Genomic DNA, 17,337 nt, shown 5'->3' on the forward strand with positions numbered 1-17,337 from the left:
ATATATACGTTTATGTCAAGAATATTTCGTCCATTAGTATTTTTTATTGGTTTGCGCTATGTATACGGGCAAAAAACGGATGGGTTTGGTCGCTTTGCATCATGGTTGTCGATGATTGGGATTATGTTAGGTTCAATTGGTCTAATTGTGGTCTTATCAGTCATGAACGGCCTTGAAGATCAGATGCAAAGTAGTATTTTAAAGTTTTTACCTCAAGCCCAGATCACAACACCACAAGGTAGGATAGATCCTAAGGTCATTACTCGTGAGCAATTTAATCAGATTCAAGGTGTTAATCGTATTAGTTCTTTGGTGTCGAGTGATGTGGTTTTGCAAAGTGAGCAAAGTATCACTGTAAGCACACTAATGGGCATTAATCCAGAAGATGATGATCCTATTAATGATTATATTTATAGTGGATCGCTCTTAGATCTTCAAGCAGGGCAGTACAATGTTATCATAGGGCAAACGTTAGCTAATCAATTAGGTGTAACCGTTGGCGATAAAATACGTTTAATGGTAACAGATGCAAGTCAAATTACCCCAGTTGGGCGTATACCTTCCCAACGTTTATTTAATATTGTAGGACTGTTTACGGTTAACCACGATATCAATCAAACGCTTATTTATGTCAATCAATCTGACGCTAAAAACTTATTACGTTATCCTCCTAATATGATTAGCAGTTGGCGTCTATTTTTAGATAAACCACTGGATATTGCCTCGATAACTAACACCCCATTACCTCAAGGATTAGTATTTAAAGATTGGCGAGCTAAACGAGGTGAATTATTTCAAGCCATTAAAATGGAAAAAAATGTCATGGGATTACTCATTAGTCTGATTGTGATTGTTGCGGCTTTTAACATTATTACTTCATTAAGCTTGTTGGTGATGGAAAAGCAAGGCGAAGTCGCTATTTTAAAAACACAAGGTCTGTCTCGCTTTAAAATTATGTTAATTTTTATTATTCAAGGTGCAAGTTCAGGAATAATTGGCACGTTATTAGGTAGCGCCTTAGGACTGTTACTTGCTATTAACTTAAACGAAATCATGCAATTGTTAGGTTTATCTTTAGCTGGTATCTTGCTACCTTCATTGGTTGAACCATCGCAAATTATTTTAATTATTATTGGATTGCTTATGTTATCGCTAATTTCAACTCTTTATCCTGCATATCGTGCAGCTAATATTCAACCTGCCGAGGCTTTACGTTATGAATAATTCACAAATATTACTAAGTGCCAAAAATCTTTATAAAACTTATAACGAAGGCAAAATGGTGACTGAGGTTTTAAAAAATGTCTCGTTTGATATTTATTCAAAATCATTACTCGCCATTATAGGTAGTTCAGGATCAGGTAAAAGCACTTTACTGCATTTGCTTGGTGGCTTAGATAATCCCACATCTGGCGAAATTATTTTTAAATCACATCAGTTAAATCAATTATCTGAACAAGAAAAGGCACGTCTACGCAATCAAGAAATTGGTTTTGTTTATCAATTTCACCACCTATTGCCTGACTTTACAGCGCTTGAAAATGTAGCGATGCCACTATTAATTGGAGGCGTTTTACCCAACGAAGCTAAAAAACGGGCTATGGCAATGCTAGAGTCGGTTAATTTAGTCAAACGAGCAAATCATCGCCCTTCCGAGCTGTCTGGCGGAGAACGCCAACGAGTGGCAATAGGGCGTGCATTAATTAATAACCCCGCTTTAGTAATGGCTGATGAGCCAACGGGTAACCTTGATAAATCAACAGCCGATTCTATTTTTGAGCTACTGATTAAATTAAATCGTGAACACGGAACCGCGTTTTTGGTTGTTACACATGATCTTGAGCTTGCCAATAAACTTGATAAACAAATGGTGATGAGAGATGGTCAACTTTCTGATAGCGCATCATCAGATAACAATTAATGGATAATTAATATGAATTTATCTTTAATTACCGCCATAAAATTTCGAAAAGGGCGTCGTAAAAGTGGTATGGTGTCGTTAATTTCGATTATCTCAACACTCAGCATTGCTATTGGTATTGCGGCATTAATTATTGGTTTAAGTGCCATGAATGGCTTTGAACGTGAATTACACAATCGAGTGTTATCGGTAGTGCCACATGGACAATTCTATCCAAAATACGGCAATTTAGATAATTGGCAACACGTTCAACAAGAACTTAAAAACAATAATAATATTGTATCAGCCTTGCCATTTGTTAATTTTACTGGATTGATTGAAAACGGTAGTAAGCTTGGTGCAGTACAAGTACAAGGTCTTGACCCTGAACAAGAAATGCAATTTAGTTCACTACCGAATTATGTACTGAATAAAAAATGGCAAGATTTTAAGCCCGATAGTCAACAAATTATTATTGGTGCTGGGCTTGCTAAAAATTTATCAATGAGTGAAGGAGGATGGGTTTCTTTATTAATTCCTGTTTCGAGTAGTCCAAATCAACTCAAACCACCTAAAAGAGTCCGTTTGCAAGTAGTAGGGATTTTAGAATTAAGTGGCAGCTTGAGTAATAACATGGCAATAATTCCATTAACAGATGCGCAGAAATTACTAAATATGGGCGATAGCGTTACAGGCGTTATGGTAAATGTAAAAGACGTTTATCAATCCAATAACATTATTGGTCAAGCAGCATTAGGGCTTGACGAAGATCTGTTATTTTATAGCTGGGAACAAACGTTTGGCTTTATGTATCGTGATATTCAAATGATTAGGCAAATCATGTATCTGGCCATGATTGTGGTCATTGGCGTAGCTTGTTTTAATATTGTATCCACTTTAGTCATTGCCGTAAAAGATAAACAGCGTGATATTGCCATATTAAAGACCCTAGGCGCAACTAATCGTTTAATCAAACATATTTTTATATGGTATGGAGTGATTTCAGGGTTAATTGGCAGTTTAATTGGAGTTATTTTAGGTGTAATACTGTCATGGCAACTTTCTAACATCATGGGCTTTATTGAGTCATTAATGGGGCATAAAATCTTAAATAGCAATATCTATTTTATCGATTTTTTACCTTCCGAAATTCATCTGTTTGATGTGGTGATAGTGTTTATAACAGCCATGTTACTTAGCTTAATTGCTAGCTATTATCCAGCTAAACGTGCTTGTAAGATTGAGCCTGCACGGATTTTAAATAGCTTTTAAATAGCTTTTGTATAAATAAGGCGCTGTTTAATGATAATCAGCGCCTTTTTATTATTAATAATAGACATAATAACCACTAGGCAAAGCATAGTGCATATATTGCACATAGATCCCCAATGCAGTCACAATAAATACAAGACCAATAATAAGTAGAGTTAACTTACTTGGGTACTTGAACATTTTAATACATAACGAAACAACCCCACCAAGCACAAAACCAGCGCAAGCACCACCGATATGCGCCATGTTATCGATAGATGGCAATAACCCTAACCCAGCAGTTAATACTAAACTCACCAGCATTGCTTTAACTGGCATTTCTTGTATATTGGTTTTAAACACCAAACAATAAGCTAACAATGCGGTAATAATACCCAAAATAGCACCCGAGGCACCACAGCTAATCACATTTTGATTGATGGTGGCAATATCGCTTGATAAGCTTCCTACTAGCCCTGAAAAAAAGTAAATGCCAACAAAAGCAAGGCAAGGAATGCGCTGTTCTAAAATAAGACCAATGCTCCATAATGCCAGCATATTCATAGCTAAATGAGTAAAGCTGACATGCATAAATAAATTAGTAAACATGCGCCAATATTGGCCAGAAAAAGTTAACTCCGCAACATCGGCACCCCAATCAATCAAAAAATGATTTTCATATAATGGCGAAAACCCACGGCTATCAACAAGCCGAAATGCAAAAAAACACAGAATATTGATTACTACTAGCGTTGTTGTGATTTTAGATTGACTGGCGTAATATTTAATATCATTAAAAGTGCTCATTAAAAATCCTTTTGAATAGGTAAATTTTATTGATAGAGTCCAGTTAATCAAACCGTTTACCCAATATCACTAAATCACGCTGAACATTATCTAATTCAGCAATTTTTGGAAGAAGCCCCCATTGTTGATACTGCATTTTTTTAAATAAATTAACACTAGGTAAGTTATGTCGAAACACATAGCTAAAAATTGCCTCAATTCCTGCTTGTTTAGCAAATTGTTCGATTTTATCCACCATAAATTGACCAATTTTTTTACCACGAAAATCTTGATGAAGATATAAGCTAATCTCAACGGTTTTATAAAAAGCGGGGCGACCATAAAACGAAGATAAACTAATCCAACCACAAGGTCTATCTTGATATTTAATTAACCAAATTGGGCGATTTTTAGGGGTATGTTGGTAAAACCATTCCAATCGACTTTCAACAGAAACAGGCACTGTATCGGCAGTAACTTGGCGACCAGCAATTGTCGAATTATAAACATCAACAATAAATGGTAAATCTTCTAATGTAGCATCGTGGTAAGTAATCATGTTTTTTGCTTTAAGTGGTTTAAAGTGAAATTATTGTAATTTTATTATTGTTTATTGGCAATAAAGCATATTTTTTATAGTGAGAAAAACAATGTATAGTAATATTTCACAGTTAAAATAAAATCAATTCACTAGATGGATTTTTTGAAAATACAATTTAAAAATTGCCTAAAAGTATAAAATTTAGCTAACCCTTTTTTTAACAATAAATTAAAATAAAATAAAAACAAAAAGTTAAAAACGTCTTGTAAAAAAGGGTTTTTGACAGAAAAAATCCTGTTTGCCTTTTGCAAAATGGAGTTATAGTATATTGGCTTCTAGTTTACCGCCGTGTAGGTGGTTTAGAAAAAAAAAGGAATGACTAAATAGAGCATAAAACCGTTTACCGCCGTGTAGGTGGTTTAGAAATATCCATGACCTAACTGTTGCCATAATATTGGGTTTACCGCCGTGTAGGTGGTTTAGAAAAGAGAGTTTCTGCTTTTTCGCCTTGATGTATAGTTTACCGCCGTGTAGGTGGTTTAGAAAACGACCCTCGGGGCTTTGGACTGCTCGCCCACGTTCACCGCTGTGTAAGTGGTCATTGCTATATAAAAACTTCAACAAAATCAAAGAGTTACCGCAAGGTTTTTTATGATTCAATAATAACTCGCCCACGAGTGATGTCGCTAATGTTTTTTTGTAGAAGTTGCAATTTGTCTTTTGTGATAGCGACGCTTACTTTTACACCTTCAGCATCAAACTCTTGATTTTCAACAATGGAATCAAGTTCCTTTAGACGATTTTCGATAATTGGCCATTCGTTATAATAGCAGTGAAATTGTAGCGTCATGCGGGCAATGAGTTCAATTAGCTCAGCTTGTTGCAAGCAGTGGCTAGCCGAACCGCCATAGGCACGAATTAATCCTCCAGTACCCAATTTTATGCCACCAAAGTAACGAGTTACCACTACAACCACTTGGTCACAATCTTGTCCTTCAATAGCTGAAAGAATAGGGCGGCCTGCTGTACTAGTGGGCTCGCCATCGTCATTAAATCGGTATTGTTGTCCAATCTTCCATGCCCAGCAGTTGTGGGTGGCGTTGGGATTGCTTATTTGGTTAATAAAGTCGGTGGCTTGTTCGGCTGATGTGATTGGCGCTGCATTGACAATAAAACGACTTTTTTTGATTTCTTCTGTTAACTCGGTAGGATTTGCTAATGTATATGGCATGCTAATTCTGATAAAATCAATCTATTGGAATAATGATACTGAACAGAATAAAAATGTCTATCAATTTAGAACAATTAATGCAAACACAACAGGCGTTAGCCAAGCAGGTTAAATGCGATAATGACTTTAATTCGTCAATAAATTACGTTGGTGGTACTGATGTCGGTTTTGAAGATAATGGCAATATTACTCGAGCGGCAATCGTCATTTTACACTATCCAACCTTCGAGGTTGTTGAGTATCATATTGCTCGGGTTGAGACAGGGTTTCCTTATATTCCTGGTTATTTGTCTTTTCGGGAATACCCTGCGCTACTTGCCGCTTGGCAACAGGTAACACAGAAGCCAGATTTGTTGTTCGTTGATGGGCAAGGTGTTGCTCATCCTCGGCGTTTAGGTATTGCAAGCCATTTAGGTTTGTTGTTAGATATGCCAACAATTGGTGTTGCTAAAAAAAGGCTTTGCGGTCAATACGAAATATTACCTAAGCAAGCAGGTAATGTAACACCTTTACAAGACAAGCAAGAACAGATTGGTTGGGTTTTATGTAGTAAAAATAATTGCAATCCTTTATTTATTTCAACAGGTCACCGAGTAAGTCAAGATAGTGCTTTAAAATGGGTTAATTTATGCTTGCGGGGCTATCGTTTGCCAGAACCGACTCGCTGGGCTGATGCGATAGCATCTAACAAGCCTTTGTTTAAGAGGTTTATTTATGCAGAATAATTCATTACCGTTAAAAAAAGGAGGCTTTACTTTTAAGCGTTTTTTTGTGGCGCACGATAAAAGTCCAATGAAGGTAACAACCGATAGTTGTTTGTTAGGGGCTTGGGTTCCGATTGATTCGGCTCCGCAAAAGGTACTCGATATTGGCTGTGGTTGTGGTGTAATTGCGTTAATGTTAGCTCAACGGTTAGGACATGATAACAGCCAAATTGATGCCATCGATATTGATATGCTGGCGGTAACACAATGTCAGCAAAATAGCCAGCAAGCTGGGTTTACTTCGATTAATGTGATTAATGCTGATATTAATCAATTTCAGCCAAGTTATGTGGTGGGCTATGATTTGATTGTGACCAATCCCCCTTATTTTGAATCAGCCGTTGATTGTCGCAATTCCCAAAGACAGTTGGCACGTTATACCGAATGCTTGAACTTTCAACAGCTTATTGATACAGTTAAGCGCTTACTAAAACCGAAAGGGCAATTTTGTTTAGTTTTACCTTATCATTTATCCAATCAGTTTAGGTTATTATGTGAATCTAATCAGTTATATTTATTCCAAGTGATGAATGTTAAATATAGTGCAGATAAAGACTTTTCGTTATCATTATTGGCTTTTTCATTTATCCAGCCTAATAAGATTGATGAGCAGCAATTGTGTATGCGAGATGGTGATGGGCGTTATTCTCAAGACTTCAGAAAATTATTAGCTGACTTTTATCTATTTCGAAAATAATACATAAATGATTGGATAATTAGATGTTAAATATATGATCTGCCACTCACTTTAGAGGATAACTACAATTGTTTACAATGCGTGTAATTTTACATCTTAGGAATTGAGGTTTACATATTTTAGGTGAATTGATACGATAGTTTGTTTATTTACCATTATCTTTTGATTAATCAAATATGTTTTATCTTATTTTTGTAACAATTATTTGGTCTTTTTCGTTTAGTTTTATAGCGGTTTATTTAAGTGGGCAGGTAGATAGTTGGTTTGCAGTTGTTATGCGAGTGTTATTTGCTTTTATTACTTTTACACCATTTTTACGTTTTAAAAATATTTGTTTTAAGCAGATGTTGCTTTTGATGGGAGTAGGAGCATGTCAATTAGGAATTATGTACTTTTTTTATTATAATTCCTTCCAATATATTTCAGTACCTGAAGTGCTGTTGTTTACCATTTTTACACCTATTTATGTCACGGTTATTTATGATTTACTGCAACGTCATCCATTAAGATTGAGTTACCTTTTTACGGCAATAATAGCAGTTATTGGTGCCGCTATTATTCGTTATGATCATATTAGTGCAAACTTTATTATTGGCTTTTTATTAATTCAAGGGGCTAATATTGTTTTTGCCTTAGGGCAGGTCGGTTATAAAAGAATTATGGAGATATATCCAATGCCTCAACATCAGGCTTTTGCTTGGGTTTACTTGGGGGCGGTAATTGTGGCAACAGTAGGTTGGTTACTTTTTGGCAATGCATCAAAATTACCTACAACTATTTTACAATGGAGTATTATTATCTGGCTTGGCGTAGTTGCTTCTGGCGTATGTTACTTTTTATGGAATTTTGGCGCGACAAAAGTTGATTCGGGCACTTTGGCTATTATGAATAATGTGGTTATCCCAACAGGGATTTTAGTGAATGTGGTTATTTGGCATCAATCATTAGACTGGTTACGCTTTATATTAGGTAGTGTAGTTATTGTGTTGGCACTATTGCTACACTACAAAGTTAAAAATCGATCATTGAGTTAAGCACAATAAGCAGTTAAGGTAAATGTGTCATAATCGATAAAATTAACGGCGTTGTAATAGAAGACAGCGCCGTTGATATTAGTAAGCTTGAAGCAATAGGTCCTTGTAACACTTCAAACTGTCTTGCCATCATATAACAATTTATTGCAATTGAAACCGAACTAAGTAATACCACTACCTGTAATTCCAAAGTTGGTAAACCTAATAGTTTACCCATAATGTAAGTAACAATTGGCAATGCAGCTAATTTTAAAATACAGATAGAGGTCGTAATAAGCAATTTGTCGCGAATTTTATATTCAGCCAGTCCCATACCTAGCACAATTAATGAGAGTGGTGCAGTCATATCGCTGACCATTTTTGTTGACTGATTGATAAATTTAGGCATAGGTAATCCAATATAATTCACCACAATCCCAGTAAAAATACCAATAATAATAGGGTTTTTTGATACGTTTTTTAACGCTTTGATAAAGCTCCGTCCAGAAAATTTACCCATTTGAACAAATTCAATTGATATGGTAGCAAGTGTCCATAAAATCAGAGCGTTAAATATAACAATAATGGCTACAATGGGGATTGCTTTCTCGCCAAGTAGCATTTTGATGATGGGAATACCAACAAAGACGGTATTAGTATAGATACCACCCATAGCAAAAAGTGTACTTTCTGAACCTGTTAATTTAAATAATTTTGATGCAACCAAACAACCAAACGCAAAGACGATAAATGATCCACCAAAAAAGACGAATAACACTTTTATATCGATTTGCGACTGTTCAGAAAAATGACTCATAATCTGAAACAGCATTATGGGGAATGCAATATAAAAAGTAAATTTAGTTAAGCTATCGGTTACTGTTTTTTGCCAACGACCAATTTTAACAGCTAAATATCCTAATAAAATTAAGATAAATAAAGGCAAAGTAGATAAAAACTGTGCCCATAATGTAGTAAGAAATTCCATCGTTATTATTTTATTGATGATTGCGTATAAAGTACCATTCTAAGTCAGTTGATCGTTTCGAATCAAATTGATAGTCTTCTAGATTAAAACTTTTAATATCGTCACTCTTTTCAATGCAATTTTTTATAATGTATCGGCTCATTAGTCCGCGTGCTTTTTTTGTATAAAAGCTGATAACTTTATAAGTATCTTTGCTTTGATCTAAAAAAATAGGTTGAATTATAGTTGCATTTAATTGTTTTGGTTTGATCGCTTTGAAATATTCGTTTGAGGCTAAATTGATTAATGTGCGATGTGATGTTTTGACTAGTTCACTATTAAGGTGTTCTGTTAATTTATCGCCCCAAAATTGATAAAGATTAGTGTTACTACCATTTTTTAAGCGGATCCCCATTTCTAACCGATAAGGCTGAATTAGGTCAAGTGGTCTTAAAATACCATAAAGGCCTGATAATATTCTTAAATGGGATTGTGCAAACTTTAGATTTTTATCAGTAAAATCTTCAACATGTAATCCTTCATAAACATCACCTTTAAAAGCAAGTATAGCTTGTCTTGCATTTTCAAGATTAAAATCACTATGCCAATTTTTGAATCGCTCATAATTTAGTTCGGCTAATTTTTTGCTAATAGACATTAAGTTAGCTAAATTCTCAACACTTAGTTTTTTGCAATCTTGAATAAGTCTTTTAGTTGAGTCAATAAATTGAGGAAGTGTGTAATTTTGGGTTAATAATGGAGATTGGTAATCCAAAGTTTTCGCAGGTGAAATAATTGTTATCATATATATTTAATCTATTGTATTTTTCAGTAAAAAGGTTTATTTTACATCTAATTTAACTCAAAGGAGTAGCAAAATGAACATCGATAGAAAAGAAATACATGATATTAAATCTTGGGCTTCTATTCGTGAAACCTCGATTGAAATTGCAGAAGCTATTTTTGAGCTAGCTAACCATGATGAAAAACTTGCCGAACAAATTTGGTCAGAAGGTAGTGATGAAGTGTTGAAAATTGCGTTTTCTAAAACCAAAGCGGATAAGTTGTTCTGGGGTGAGCAGACTATTGAACGTAAAAATGTTTAAATCTTTATGAATTTGACTTTTTTAGGAACAAGTGGTGGTTCCCCAACATTACAACGTAATGTGAGCTGTATTTTATTGGATCTGAGACAAGAGCGCGGTAAATTCTGGCTTTTTGATTGTGGTGAGGCAACTCAGATGCAAATGCAAAAAGCCAAGTTTAGTCTTGCTAGACTTGAGATCATTTTTTTAACACACTTACATGGTGATCATCTGTTTGGACTACCAGGTGTATTAGCATCTCGGTCTTCAATGCAAAACCAATCTCCTTTAACGCTGATTGCGCCAAAAGGAATTAAGCAGTTTATTGAAACAGTTATTGAAATTAGTTATTCTTGGTTAACCTATCCTCTTAACATCATTGAGCTTGAAGAAAATTGTACCGTTTTTGAAGATAATCAGTTTCAAGTAAAAGCAAAATTATTACAACATCGTGTACCGTGTTTTGGTTATCGTATTATCGAAAAGGATCTATCAGCTCAGCTTAATATCGATAAATTAAAGCAAGATAATATTCAGGCCGGTCCTTTTTATGACGATCTTAAAAATGGTAAAACAGTTACACTTGATGATGGGCGAATAATTAATGGCACAGATTACTTAGTTCAAATTAAAAAAGGCCGAAAATTAGCAATTTTAGGTGATACTATTCCTTGCCAAACCTCAATTGATCTTGCTAATGATGTTGATTTACTTGTTCATGAAGCAACCCAAGAACATGCTTTAGTTGATAAGGCTATTGAACGTGGTCATTCCACCACTGTACATGCGGCAACGATTGCCAAACAAGCTAATGTTAAAAGACTTATTATGACTCATATAAGCCCAAGATATAATTTGAATAACAATAAAAAGTTAGTTAATGAAGCAAAAAGTGTTTTTGCAAATACTGAAATCGCTACCGATTTTGCAACTTTTTCCATTTAGTTAGATTTATTTTATAAAATTTCGGCCGATGTTATTTTATCGGCGAATAAAAAACAGATTAAAGACAAAAACCCTTAATTAGTTGTTCTATTGCTATTTTAGTTGGTTTTAAAAAGTCCATTGAAATAAACTCATCGGGCTGGTGTGCTTGTTCAATTGAACCAGGTCCTAATACAATCGTTGGTGAAATTTGGTTTAGGTAAGGGGCCTCTGTGCTGTAGTTGACTGTCTGCGCACTATGACCGACTAATTTTTCAATATGTTGTAATGCTGGATGATCTTTTTTACACTCATAGCCTGGAATTGGGGCAACTTCGTATTCTATAGCAATTCGATTTGGATATTTATTCATAACTGGTTGCAGTGCTTCACAAAGTGCATGATAAAGTGAATCAACATCGTTATCGGGCAATACACGAATATCAATCACTAGCTCACAACAACCGCAAATACGGTTGGCCGCATCCCCCCCGTGAATAACACCTAAATTTAAAGTAGGGTAAGGAACGCTAAACCCGTCATTATGATATTGTTCTTTAAATTTTTGTTTTAGTACTAACAAGCGTTCAATGACTAAATTCATCACTTCGATAGCATTAATACCTTTATCGGGATCGCTAGAATGCCCTGATTTACCAATTACTTTAATGGAATTAGAGATAAATCCTTTATGTGCTCTGATGGGGATTAACGATGTTGGTTCGCCAATAATAGTACAGTCAGGTTGTAATTTAGTATTCTTCGCAAAAAATGCGGCACCAGCCATTGATGTTTCTTCATCGGCGGTGGCAAGGATATAAATGGGCTTAGTTAACTTTTTAAGATCAATATCACGCAGCGCATCTAAAATAAAGGCAAAAAAACCTTTCATATCAGCGGTACCAAGTCCATATAACTTATTATTTTCTTCCGTTAATTTAAAGGGATCTTTACTCCATTGCCCATCGTCAAATGGAACAGTGTCACTGTGTCCACTTAGCAATAAGCCACCTTGGGTTTTATTTTCGCTATTTGAATAAGTAGCTAGCATATTATATTTATGACGAGTATTAGGTATGGCTTGGATATCAATAGCAAAACCTAAATCCTCAAACCAACTGGCTAATTTATCAATAAGCGGTTTGTTAGAATAATCTAATTCCTCGTTAGTAACGTTACTAATTGTAGGTGTTGAAATTAATTCATTATATAGTGTTAAAAAAGATGGTAGCGTCATAAATTCACCTTTAAATGATAAATCGCAAATATACTTTTAATAATGTTATAAGCATACCATTTACATTATTTTTTGCATATAACTAACCACGTTGTTTTAATTAATGTTTTAATCCAGGTAGTATTCAATATGTACATTAACTAATGCATAGTTAGCTGATTATGAGTTAAATTGATTACTAAATTTGTTGAATGTGGTGTTTTTTATGATTTTTATTCATGTTTTAGATAAGCATTTTATATAATAGGTGGAAGGGGAATAATTATATGAAAAATAAACAAAACAATATTATAAAAGTACGGCAAACATTACCTGATAATGTAAGCTTTATTGCAGAAGAAATCGATTATTTAGATTGTCAAAAAAAAGATATTTCTAAAAAATTGACAGCCTATGAAGCTTATAAAATGATGACATCTTATCAACCTAGATGGCTAAAAATACTCTTTAAAATAAGGGATTGTTTAGTGAAATTAATCGGTGTCAAAGCGATTAATGGATTTGATAGTTCTGTGGAAAATAAGCATCAACCAGACGAAAGCAATATGGCCGATTTTTTTACCATAACAAAGGAAACCGATGATAAACTGACATTAGTTGTAAAAGATAGCCATTTAGATGTTTGTGTTTGTATTCGTGTTGTAGATAAAGGTAATGACATAAGTAAAAATACAGTATATTTAATTGCATCAGTTAAAAATCACAATATCTGGGGGAAATTATATATGTTACCCGTTGCTATTTTACATCCTTATATTGTTAATAAATTATTTGAAAATATAAAATAATAAGTTTTTTATTATAAATGACTTATCAATTTGCAATGAGCATATCAGCTTTATCGCATAATATAATGATGTTATTAATTTCAAATCTATAAATAAAATATAAAACCATCCAGCTTAATTTTTTAGCTTTTATTGCGATTGTTTTATGAACAGATATTATTTGCCATAAACATTTGATACTATTTAATCAATACAATTAAATAGACTATAACGATTTGTTATCTCGTTAAAAATTATTATGAGTTGTTTTAAAAATAAGGTGTTATATGAAAAACATAAGCAGGAAATGGATTGTTATTACAGTTGTTATTATTTCTATTATTTTTATTTTATGGCAGCAATTAAAACCCGATGGGTATGGTTCAGATTTTATTAGTGGCAACGGACGTATTGAAGCGACTGAAATCAATATTTCAGCTAAATTAGCCGGTAGAATAGAAAAAATTAATGTTGATGAGGGCGATTTTGTTAAAGCCGGTCAAGCTTTAGTCGTCATGCAAACTGATACCTTGCAAGCACAGCTTAATGAAGCCCAAGCACAATATCGCCAAGCGGTTAGCAATGAAGCAAGTGCTAAAGCGCAAGTGGCATTAAAAATGAGTGATAAAGTCGCAGCGCAAGCAGGTGTAAGCCAAAAGGAAAGTGACTTAGATATCGCCTCAAAACATCTACAACGAACTACCGCACTATATCAAAAAGGTGCAATATCTATTCAACAATTTGATGACGATACTGCTAAAGTAAACAATGCTAAAGCAGCACTAGATTCAGCCAAATCACAAGTTACTGCCGCTGACGCAGCGATTGCAGTGGCCGAAGCGGGTGTTGATAGCGCCACATCGGCAATAAATGTTGCAAGTGCTAATATTAGAAAAATTCAAGCTGATATTGATGATAGTACTTTAAATGCCCCTGTTGACGGTCGTATTCAATACCGAATTGCACAATTAGGTGAAGTTTTACCTTCAGGTGGAAAAGTATTAAATTTAGTTAATTTGTATGATGTTTATCTTACATTCTTTTTACCTGAAAAGGTCGCAGGTAAAGTGGGTATTGGTGATGAAGTGAGATTGATTTTAGATGCACTACCAGATAAAGCAATTTCTGCCAAAATATCGTTTGTATCAAGCGTTGCGCAGTTTACGCCTAAAACTGTTGAAACTAAAGATGAGCGTCAGAAATTGATGTTTAGAGTAAAAGCGCAATTAAGCCCTGAATTATTAAAATGTTTTATAAATCAAGTTAAAACAGGTTTACCAGGTGTAGCTTGGGTAAAACTTGATCCAAAAGCTTCGTGGCCGTCAGGCTTATCTGATATTGCAAAATGTCCAACAAAATAATTGGGGATAGCATATGTCAGAATCCGACAATAAAGATTTAGCTTTATCAACCGAAGCTAAATCGCTCGATGATGCAGTGGTAAAAATTAGTGATGTATCACTGCATTATAAAAAGAACCTTGCTCTTGATAATATCACTTTAGCTATACCGCCAAGATGTATGGTTGGATTGATAGGACCAGACGGTGTTGGAAAATCAAGTTTATTATCATTAATTGCTGGTTCGCATGTTATTCAAGATGGGTTAGTATATGTACTTGACGGTGATATGAAAGATAAAACACACCGTAAAAATGTTTGCACACGTATTGCTTATATGCCGCAAGGGTTAGGCAAAAACCTTTATCCTACTTTATCCGTTGAAGAAAATTTACAATTTTTTGCTCGTCTGTTTGGTAATGATGCGGCCGAGCGTCGTCGCCGTATTGATGAATTAACGCGTAGTACTGGGTTATATCCATTTTTATCAAGACCGGCAGGGCGACTGTCCGGTGGTATGAAGCAAAAAGTTAGCTTATGTTCGGCTTTAATCCACGATCCTGATTTGTTAATTCTTGATGAACCTACAACTGGGGTGGATCCACTTTCCAGAGCCCAATTTTGGCAGTTAATTAACAAAATTCGTGAACAAAGACCCCAAATGAGTGTGATTGTTGCAACAGCCTACATGGACGAAGCTCAAAATTTTGATTGGTTGGTGGCAATGTATGGCGGTAAGATTCTTGAAACTGGCACACCAAAATCCTTACTAGTAAAGACAGGAAAAGATAATTTAGATGATGCATTCATTCAGCTAATGCCAGAAAGTGCTAGACAAGGTTATCAAACTGTCGAAATTCCACCTTTAGATCTTAATAAAGATTTGCAAACAGCCATAGAAGCAAAAGATTTAACTAAACAATTTGGTAATTTTATCGCAGTTGGTCATGTTAATTTTTCAATTAAACAAGGTGAAATATTTGGCTTTTTAGGTTCAAATGGCTGTGGTAAATCAACCACAATGAAAATGTTAACGGGTTTATTACCGATTTCATCAGGAAAAGCATGGTTATTTGGTAAACCTGTTGATGCTAGTGACATTAACGTTAGGCGTCATTTGGGGTATATGTCTCAGGCATTTTCTTTATATAGTGAATTAACGGTCAAACAAAATTTAGTTCTACATGCACGCCTGTTTGGTATTAAAGAAAGTAAAATACCTGCCCGCGTTGAAGAATTACTAAAACGTTTTGGTTTAGAACAAGATGCAGAAAATCTACCCGATAGCTTACCTTTAGGGGTAAAGCAACGGCTTTCATTGTCAGTTGCTGTTGTGCATAATCCACAAATTCTTATCCTTGATGAACCAACATCCGGCGTTGACCCCATTGCTCGAGATGATTTTTGGCGTTTAATTATCGAACTATCTAGAAAAGATAAAGTAACGGTGTTTATCACAACTCATTTTATGAATGAGGCTGCAAGGTGTGATAGAATCTCATTAATGCATGCAGGCAAAGTATTAGCAAGCGATACTCCTGAACACATTATTAGTTCTAAACATGCTAAAACATTAGAGGAGGCCTTTATTAACTATCTTGTTGATGCAGGTGCTGATGATAGTAATGCAGAAGAACACTCTGTTGAACCACCAAAAGAAATACTCAATCAAGAAACAAAAACATTACCAAATCATCATGTTCAAGGGTTTAGTCTTAACCGTATGATAGGTTGCTTATGGCGTGAAACACTTGAGTTATCTAGAGATCCTTTACGAGCATTATTAGCGTTATTAGGTTCAGCAATTTTAATGTTAGTTATGGGATATGGTATTACGATGGATGTTGAAGATCTGAATTTTGCTGTACTTGACCGAGATCAAAGTGTAATTAGTCAAAATTATATTCTTAATTTATCGGGTTCTAAACGTTATTTTATTGAAAAAGAGCCAATTACAGATTATAACGATATGGATACGCGGTTAAGAAGTAATGAAATCGCTTTAGCAATTGAAATCCCTCCCAATTTTGGTCGAGATATACAACGAGGTGCTCCTGTTGATATTGCTATTTGGATTGATGGGGCAATGCCGCTACGAGCTGAAACAATTAAAGGTTACGTTCAAGGAATGCATCTTGCTTGGCTAAGTGAAAAAGTAAAAGAAGTAACAGGAAAATCCTCAACTAGTTTGGCAAATATAGAAACAAGATACCGTTATAATCCTGATATTAAAAGCTTACCTTCCATGGTACCGGCTGTAATACCAATTTTATTATTGATGATTCCATCTATGCTGGCGGCTTTATCGGTTGTGCGTGAAAAAGAGATGGGGTCAATTATCAATTTATATGTAACTCCAGTAACTAAAGCTGAATTTTTGCTAGGTAAACAAGTGCCTTATATCATTATTTCCATATTTAGCTTTTTATTATTGTTATTTATGGCAATTACCATTTTTGCTGTTCCCGTAAAAGGAAGTCTATTTACTTTATGCCTTGCTGCCTTTGCTTACTGTATTATTTCAACGGGTTTTGGTTTGTTAGCTTCAACTGTTACTCGTAGCCAAATTGCCGTTATCTTTTTAACTTGCGTAGGTACAATGCTACCAGCAATTCAATTCTCCGGATTACTCAATCCTGTCGCATCTCTAGAAGGTGGTGGTCGTTATATTGGTGAAGTTTATCCAACAACACATATGCTAATTATTGCTCGCGGTGTGTTTAATAAAGCACTTGGTTTTATGGATCTGCACAATTCAATATTTGCTTTATTGGTCACAATCCCCATTGTTCTTGGGGCAAGTATTTTTCTTCTTAAAAAACAAGAAGGATAGA

The 17,337-nt window shown here is 34.8% G+C and carries 17 protein-coding genes; 11 read left to right on the plus strand and 6 right to left on the minus strand.

What is annotated here, in order from left to right:
• Positions 1–21 precede the first annotated feature (21 nt).
• Genes lolC through lolE form a run of 3 tightly spaced genes read left to right on the plus strand, consistent with a single transcriptional unit; the run spans position 22 to position 3,172 of the window.
• On the plus strand, positions 22–1,224 hold the full coding sequence (gene lolC, locus A9G43_RS09285) for a lipoprotein-releasing ABC transporter permease subunit LolC (protein WP_065608576.1): 1,203 nt from the start codon (positions 22–24) through the stop codon (positions 1,222–1,224).
• Positions 1,217–1,921: a lipoprotein-releasing ABC transporter ATP-binding protein LolD gene (lolD, locus tag A9G43_RS09290; protein WP_065608523.1), complete on the plus strand. Its 705-nt coding sequence runs from the start codon at positions 1,217–1,219 to the stop codon at positions 1,919–1,921. Before lolC ends, lolD begins: the two co-directional genes overlap by 8 nt.
• Before the next feature lie 12 nt (positions 1,922–1,933).
• Entirely contained in the window at positions 1,934–3,172 is a 1,239-nt protein-coding gene (gene lolE / locus A9G43_RS09295) for a lipoprotein-releasing ABC transporter permease subunit LolE (RefSeq protein ID WP_065608525.1), read from the plus strand.
• A gap of 54 nt (positions 3,173–3,226) precedes the next feature.
• On the opposite strand, the gene A9G43_RS09300 is transcribed toward lolE, so the two are convergent.
• The 3 genes from A9G43_RS09300 to A9G43_RS09310 all read right to left on the minus strand — a co-directional run bounded on the left by A9G43_RS09300 (position 3,227) and on the right by A9G43_RS09310 (position 5,709).
• Entirely contained in the window at positions 3,227–3,958 is a 732-nt protein-coding gene (locus A9G43_RS09300; protein WP_065608527.1) for a rhomboid family intramembrane serine protease, read from the minus strand.
• 43 nt (positions 3,959–4,001) lie between these two features.
• Positions 4,002–4,496 (minus strand): GNAT family N-acetyltransferase, encoded by a 495-nt coding sequence (locus tag A9G43_RS09305; protein WP_065608529.1) that lies wholly within the window; start codon positions 4,494–4,496, stop codon positions 4,002–4,004.
• 631 nt (positions 4,497–5,127) lie between these two features.
• Positions 5,128–5,709 carry an IMPACT family protein gene (locus A9G43_RS09310; RefSeq protein WP_065608531.1) on the minus strand — a complete coding sequence of 194 codons (582 nt, stop codon included), beginning with the start codon at positions 5,707–5,709 and terminating at the stop codon, positions 5,128–5,130.
• A 59-nt stretch (positions 5,710–5,768) separates the two neighbouring features.
• Here A9G43_RS09310 and nfi point away from each other — a divergent pair, with 59 nt between their 5' ends.
• The 3 genes from nfi (at position 5,769) to A9G43_RS09325 (ending at position 8,204) form a co-directional block, all read left to right on the plus strand.
• Positions 5,769–6,434 (plus strand): deoxyribonuclease V, encoded by a 666-nt coding sequence (nfi, locus tag A9G43_RS09315; RefSeq protein WP_442903321.1) that lies wholly within the window; start codon positions 5,769–5,771, stop codon positions 6,432–6,434.
• Positions 6,424–7,170: a tRNA1(Val) (adenine(37)-N6)-methyltransferase gene (locus A9G43_RS09320; RefSeq protein ID WP_065608534.1), complete on the plus strand. Its 747-nt coding sequence runs from the start codon at positions 6,424–6,426 to the stop codon at positions 7,168–7,170. The genes nfi and A9G43_RS09320 overlap by 11 nt, the downstream gene beginning before the upstream one ends.
• Positions 7,171–7,346: 176 nt before the next feature.
• The gene (locus A9G43_RS09325) at positions 7,347–8,204 is read left to right on the plus strand and encodes a carboxylate/amino acid/amine transporter (RefSeq protein ID WP_065608536.1); all 858 of its coding nucleotides are present in this window, start codon (positions 7,347–7,349) and stop codon (positions 8,202–8,204) included.
• Between the two features lie 13 nt (positions 8,205–8,217).
• Here A9G43_RS09325 and A9G43_RS09330 read toward each other — a convergent pair whose 3' ends face one another.
• Positions 8,218–9,171 (minus strand): AEC family transporter, encoded by a 954-nt coding sequence (locus A9G43_RS09330; protein ID WP_065608538.1) that lies wholly within the window; start codon positions 9,169–9,171, stop codon positions 8,218–8,220.
• Between the two features lie 10 nt (positions 9,172–9,181).
• The gene (yaaA, locus tag A9G43_RS09335) at positions 9,182–9,955 is read right to left on the minus strand and encodes a peroxide stress protein YaaA (RefSeq protein ID WP_065608540.1); all 774 of its coding nucleotides are present in this window, start codon (positions 9,953–9,955) and stop codon (positions 9,182–9,184) included.
• A 73-nt stretch (positions 9,956–10,028) separates the two neighbouring features.
• Here yaaA and A9G43_RS09340 point away from each other — a divergent pair, with 73 nt between their 5' ends.
• Both A9G43_RS09340 and rnz read left to right on the plus strand, forming a co-directional pair.
• On the plus strand, positions 10,029–10,256 hold the full coding sequence (locus A9G43_RS09340) for a YccJ family protein (RefSeq protein WP_065608543.1): 228 nt from the start codon (positions 10,029–10,031) through the stop codon (positions 10,254–10,256).
• A gap of 6 nt (positions 10,257–10,262) precedes the next feature.
• Positions 10,263–11,180 carry a ribonuclease Z gene (gene rnz / locus A9G43_RS09345; protein ID WP_065608545.1) on the plus strand — a complete coding sequence of 306 codons (918 nt, stop codon included), beginning with the start codon at positions 10,263–10,265 and terminating at the stop codon, positions 11,178–11,180.
• A gap of 58 nt (positions 11,181–11,238) precedes the next feature.
• Here rnz and argE read toward each other — a convergent pair whose 3' ends face one another.
• Positions 11,239–12,396, minus strand: coding sequence for an acetylornithine deacetylase (gene argE / locus A9G43_RS09350; RefSeq protein ID WP_065608547.1), 1,158 nt, complete (start codon positions 12,394–12,396; stop codon positions 11,239–11,241).
• Between the two features lie 266 nt (positions 12,397–12,662).
• Between argE and A9G43_RS09355 the strand changes: the two genes are divergently transcribed.
• From A9G43_RS09355 to rbbA, 3 genes are all read left to right on the plus strand, one after another.
• Positions 12,663–13,184: a DUF2867 domain-containing protein gene (locus tag A9G43_RS09355; RefSeq protein WP_065608549.1), complete on the plus strand. Its 522-nt coding sequence runs from the start codon at positions 12,663–12,665 to the stop codon at positions 13,182–13,184.
• 266 nt (positions 13,185–13,450) lie between these two features.
• Complete coding sequence (locus tag A9G43_RS09360) at positions 13,451–14,524, plus strand: HlyD family secretion protein (RefSeq protein ID WP_065608551.1); 1,074 nt, start codon at positions 13,451–13,453, stop codon at positions 14,522–14,524.
• Positions 14,525–14,537: 13 nt separating this feature from the next.
• Positions 14,538–17,336: a ribosome-associated ATPase/putative transporter RbbA gene (gene rbbA, locus A9G43_RS09365; RefSeq protein WP_065608554.1), complete on the plus strand. Its 2,799-nt coding sequence runs from the start codon at positions 14,538–14,540 to the stop codon at positions 17,334–17,336.
• Position 17,337: the final 1 nt, after the last annotated feature.

The sequence above is a fragment of the Gilliamella sp. Occ3-1 genome, assembly GCF_001690655.1.
In the GTDB taxonomy this organism is placed as follows: Bacteria; Pseudomonadota; Gammaproteobacteria; order Enterobacterales; family Orbaceae; genus Gilliamella; species Gilliamella apicola_P.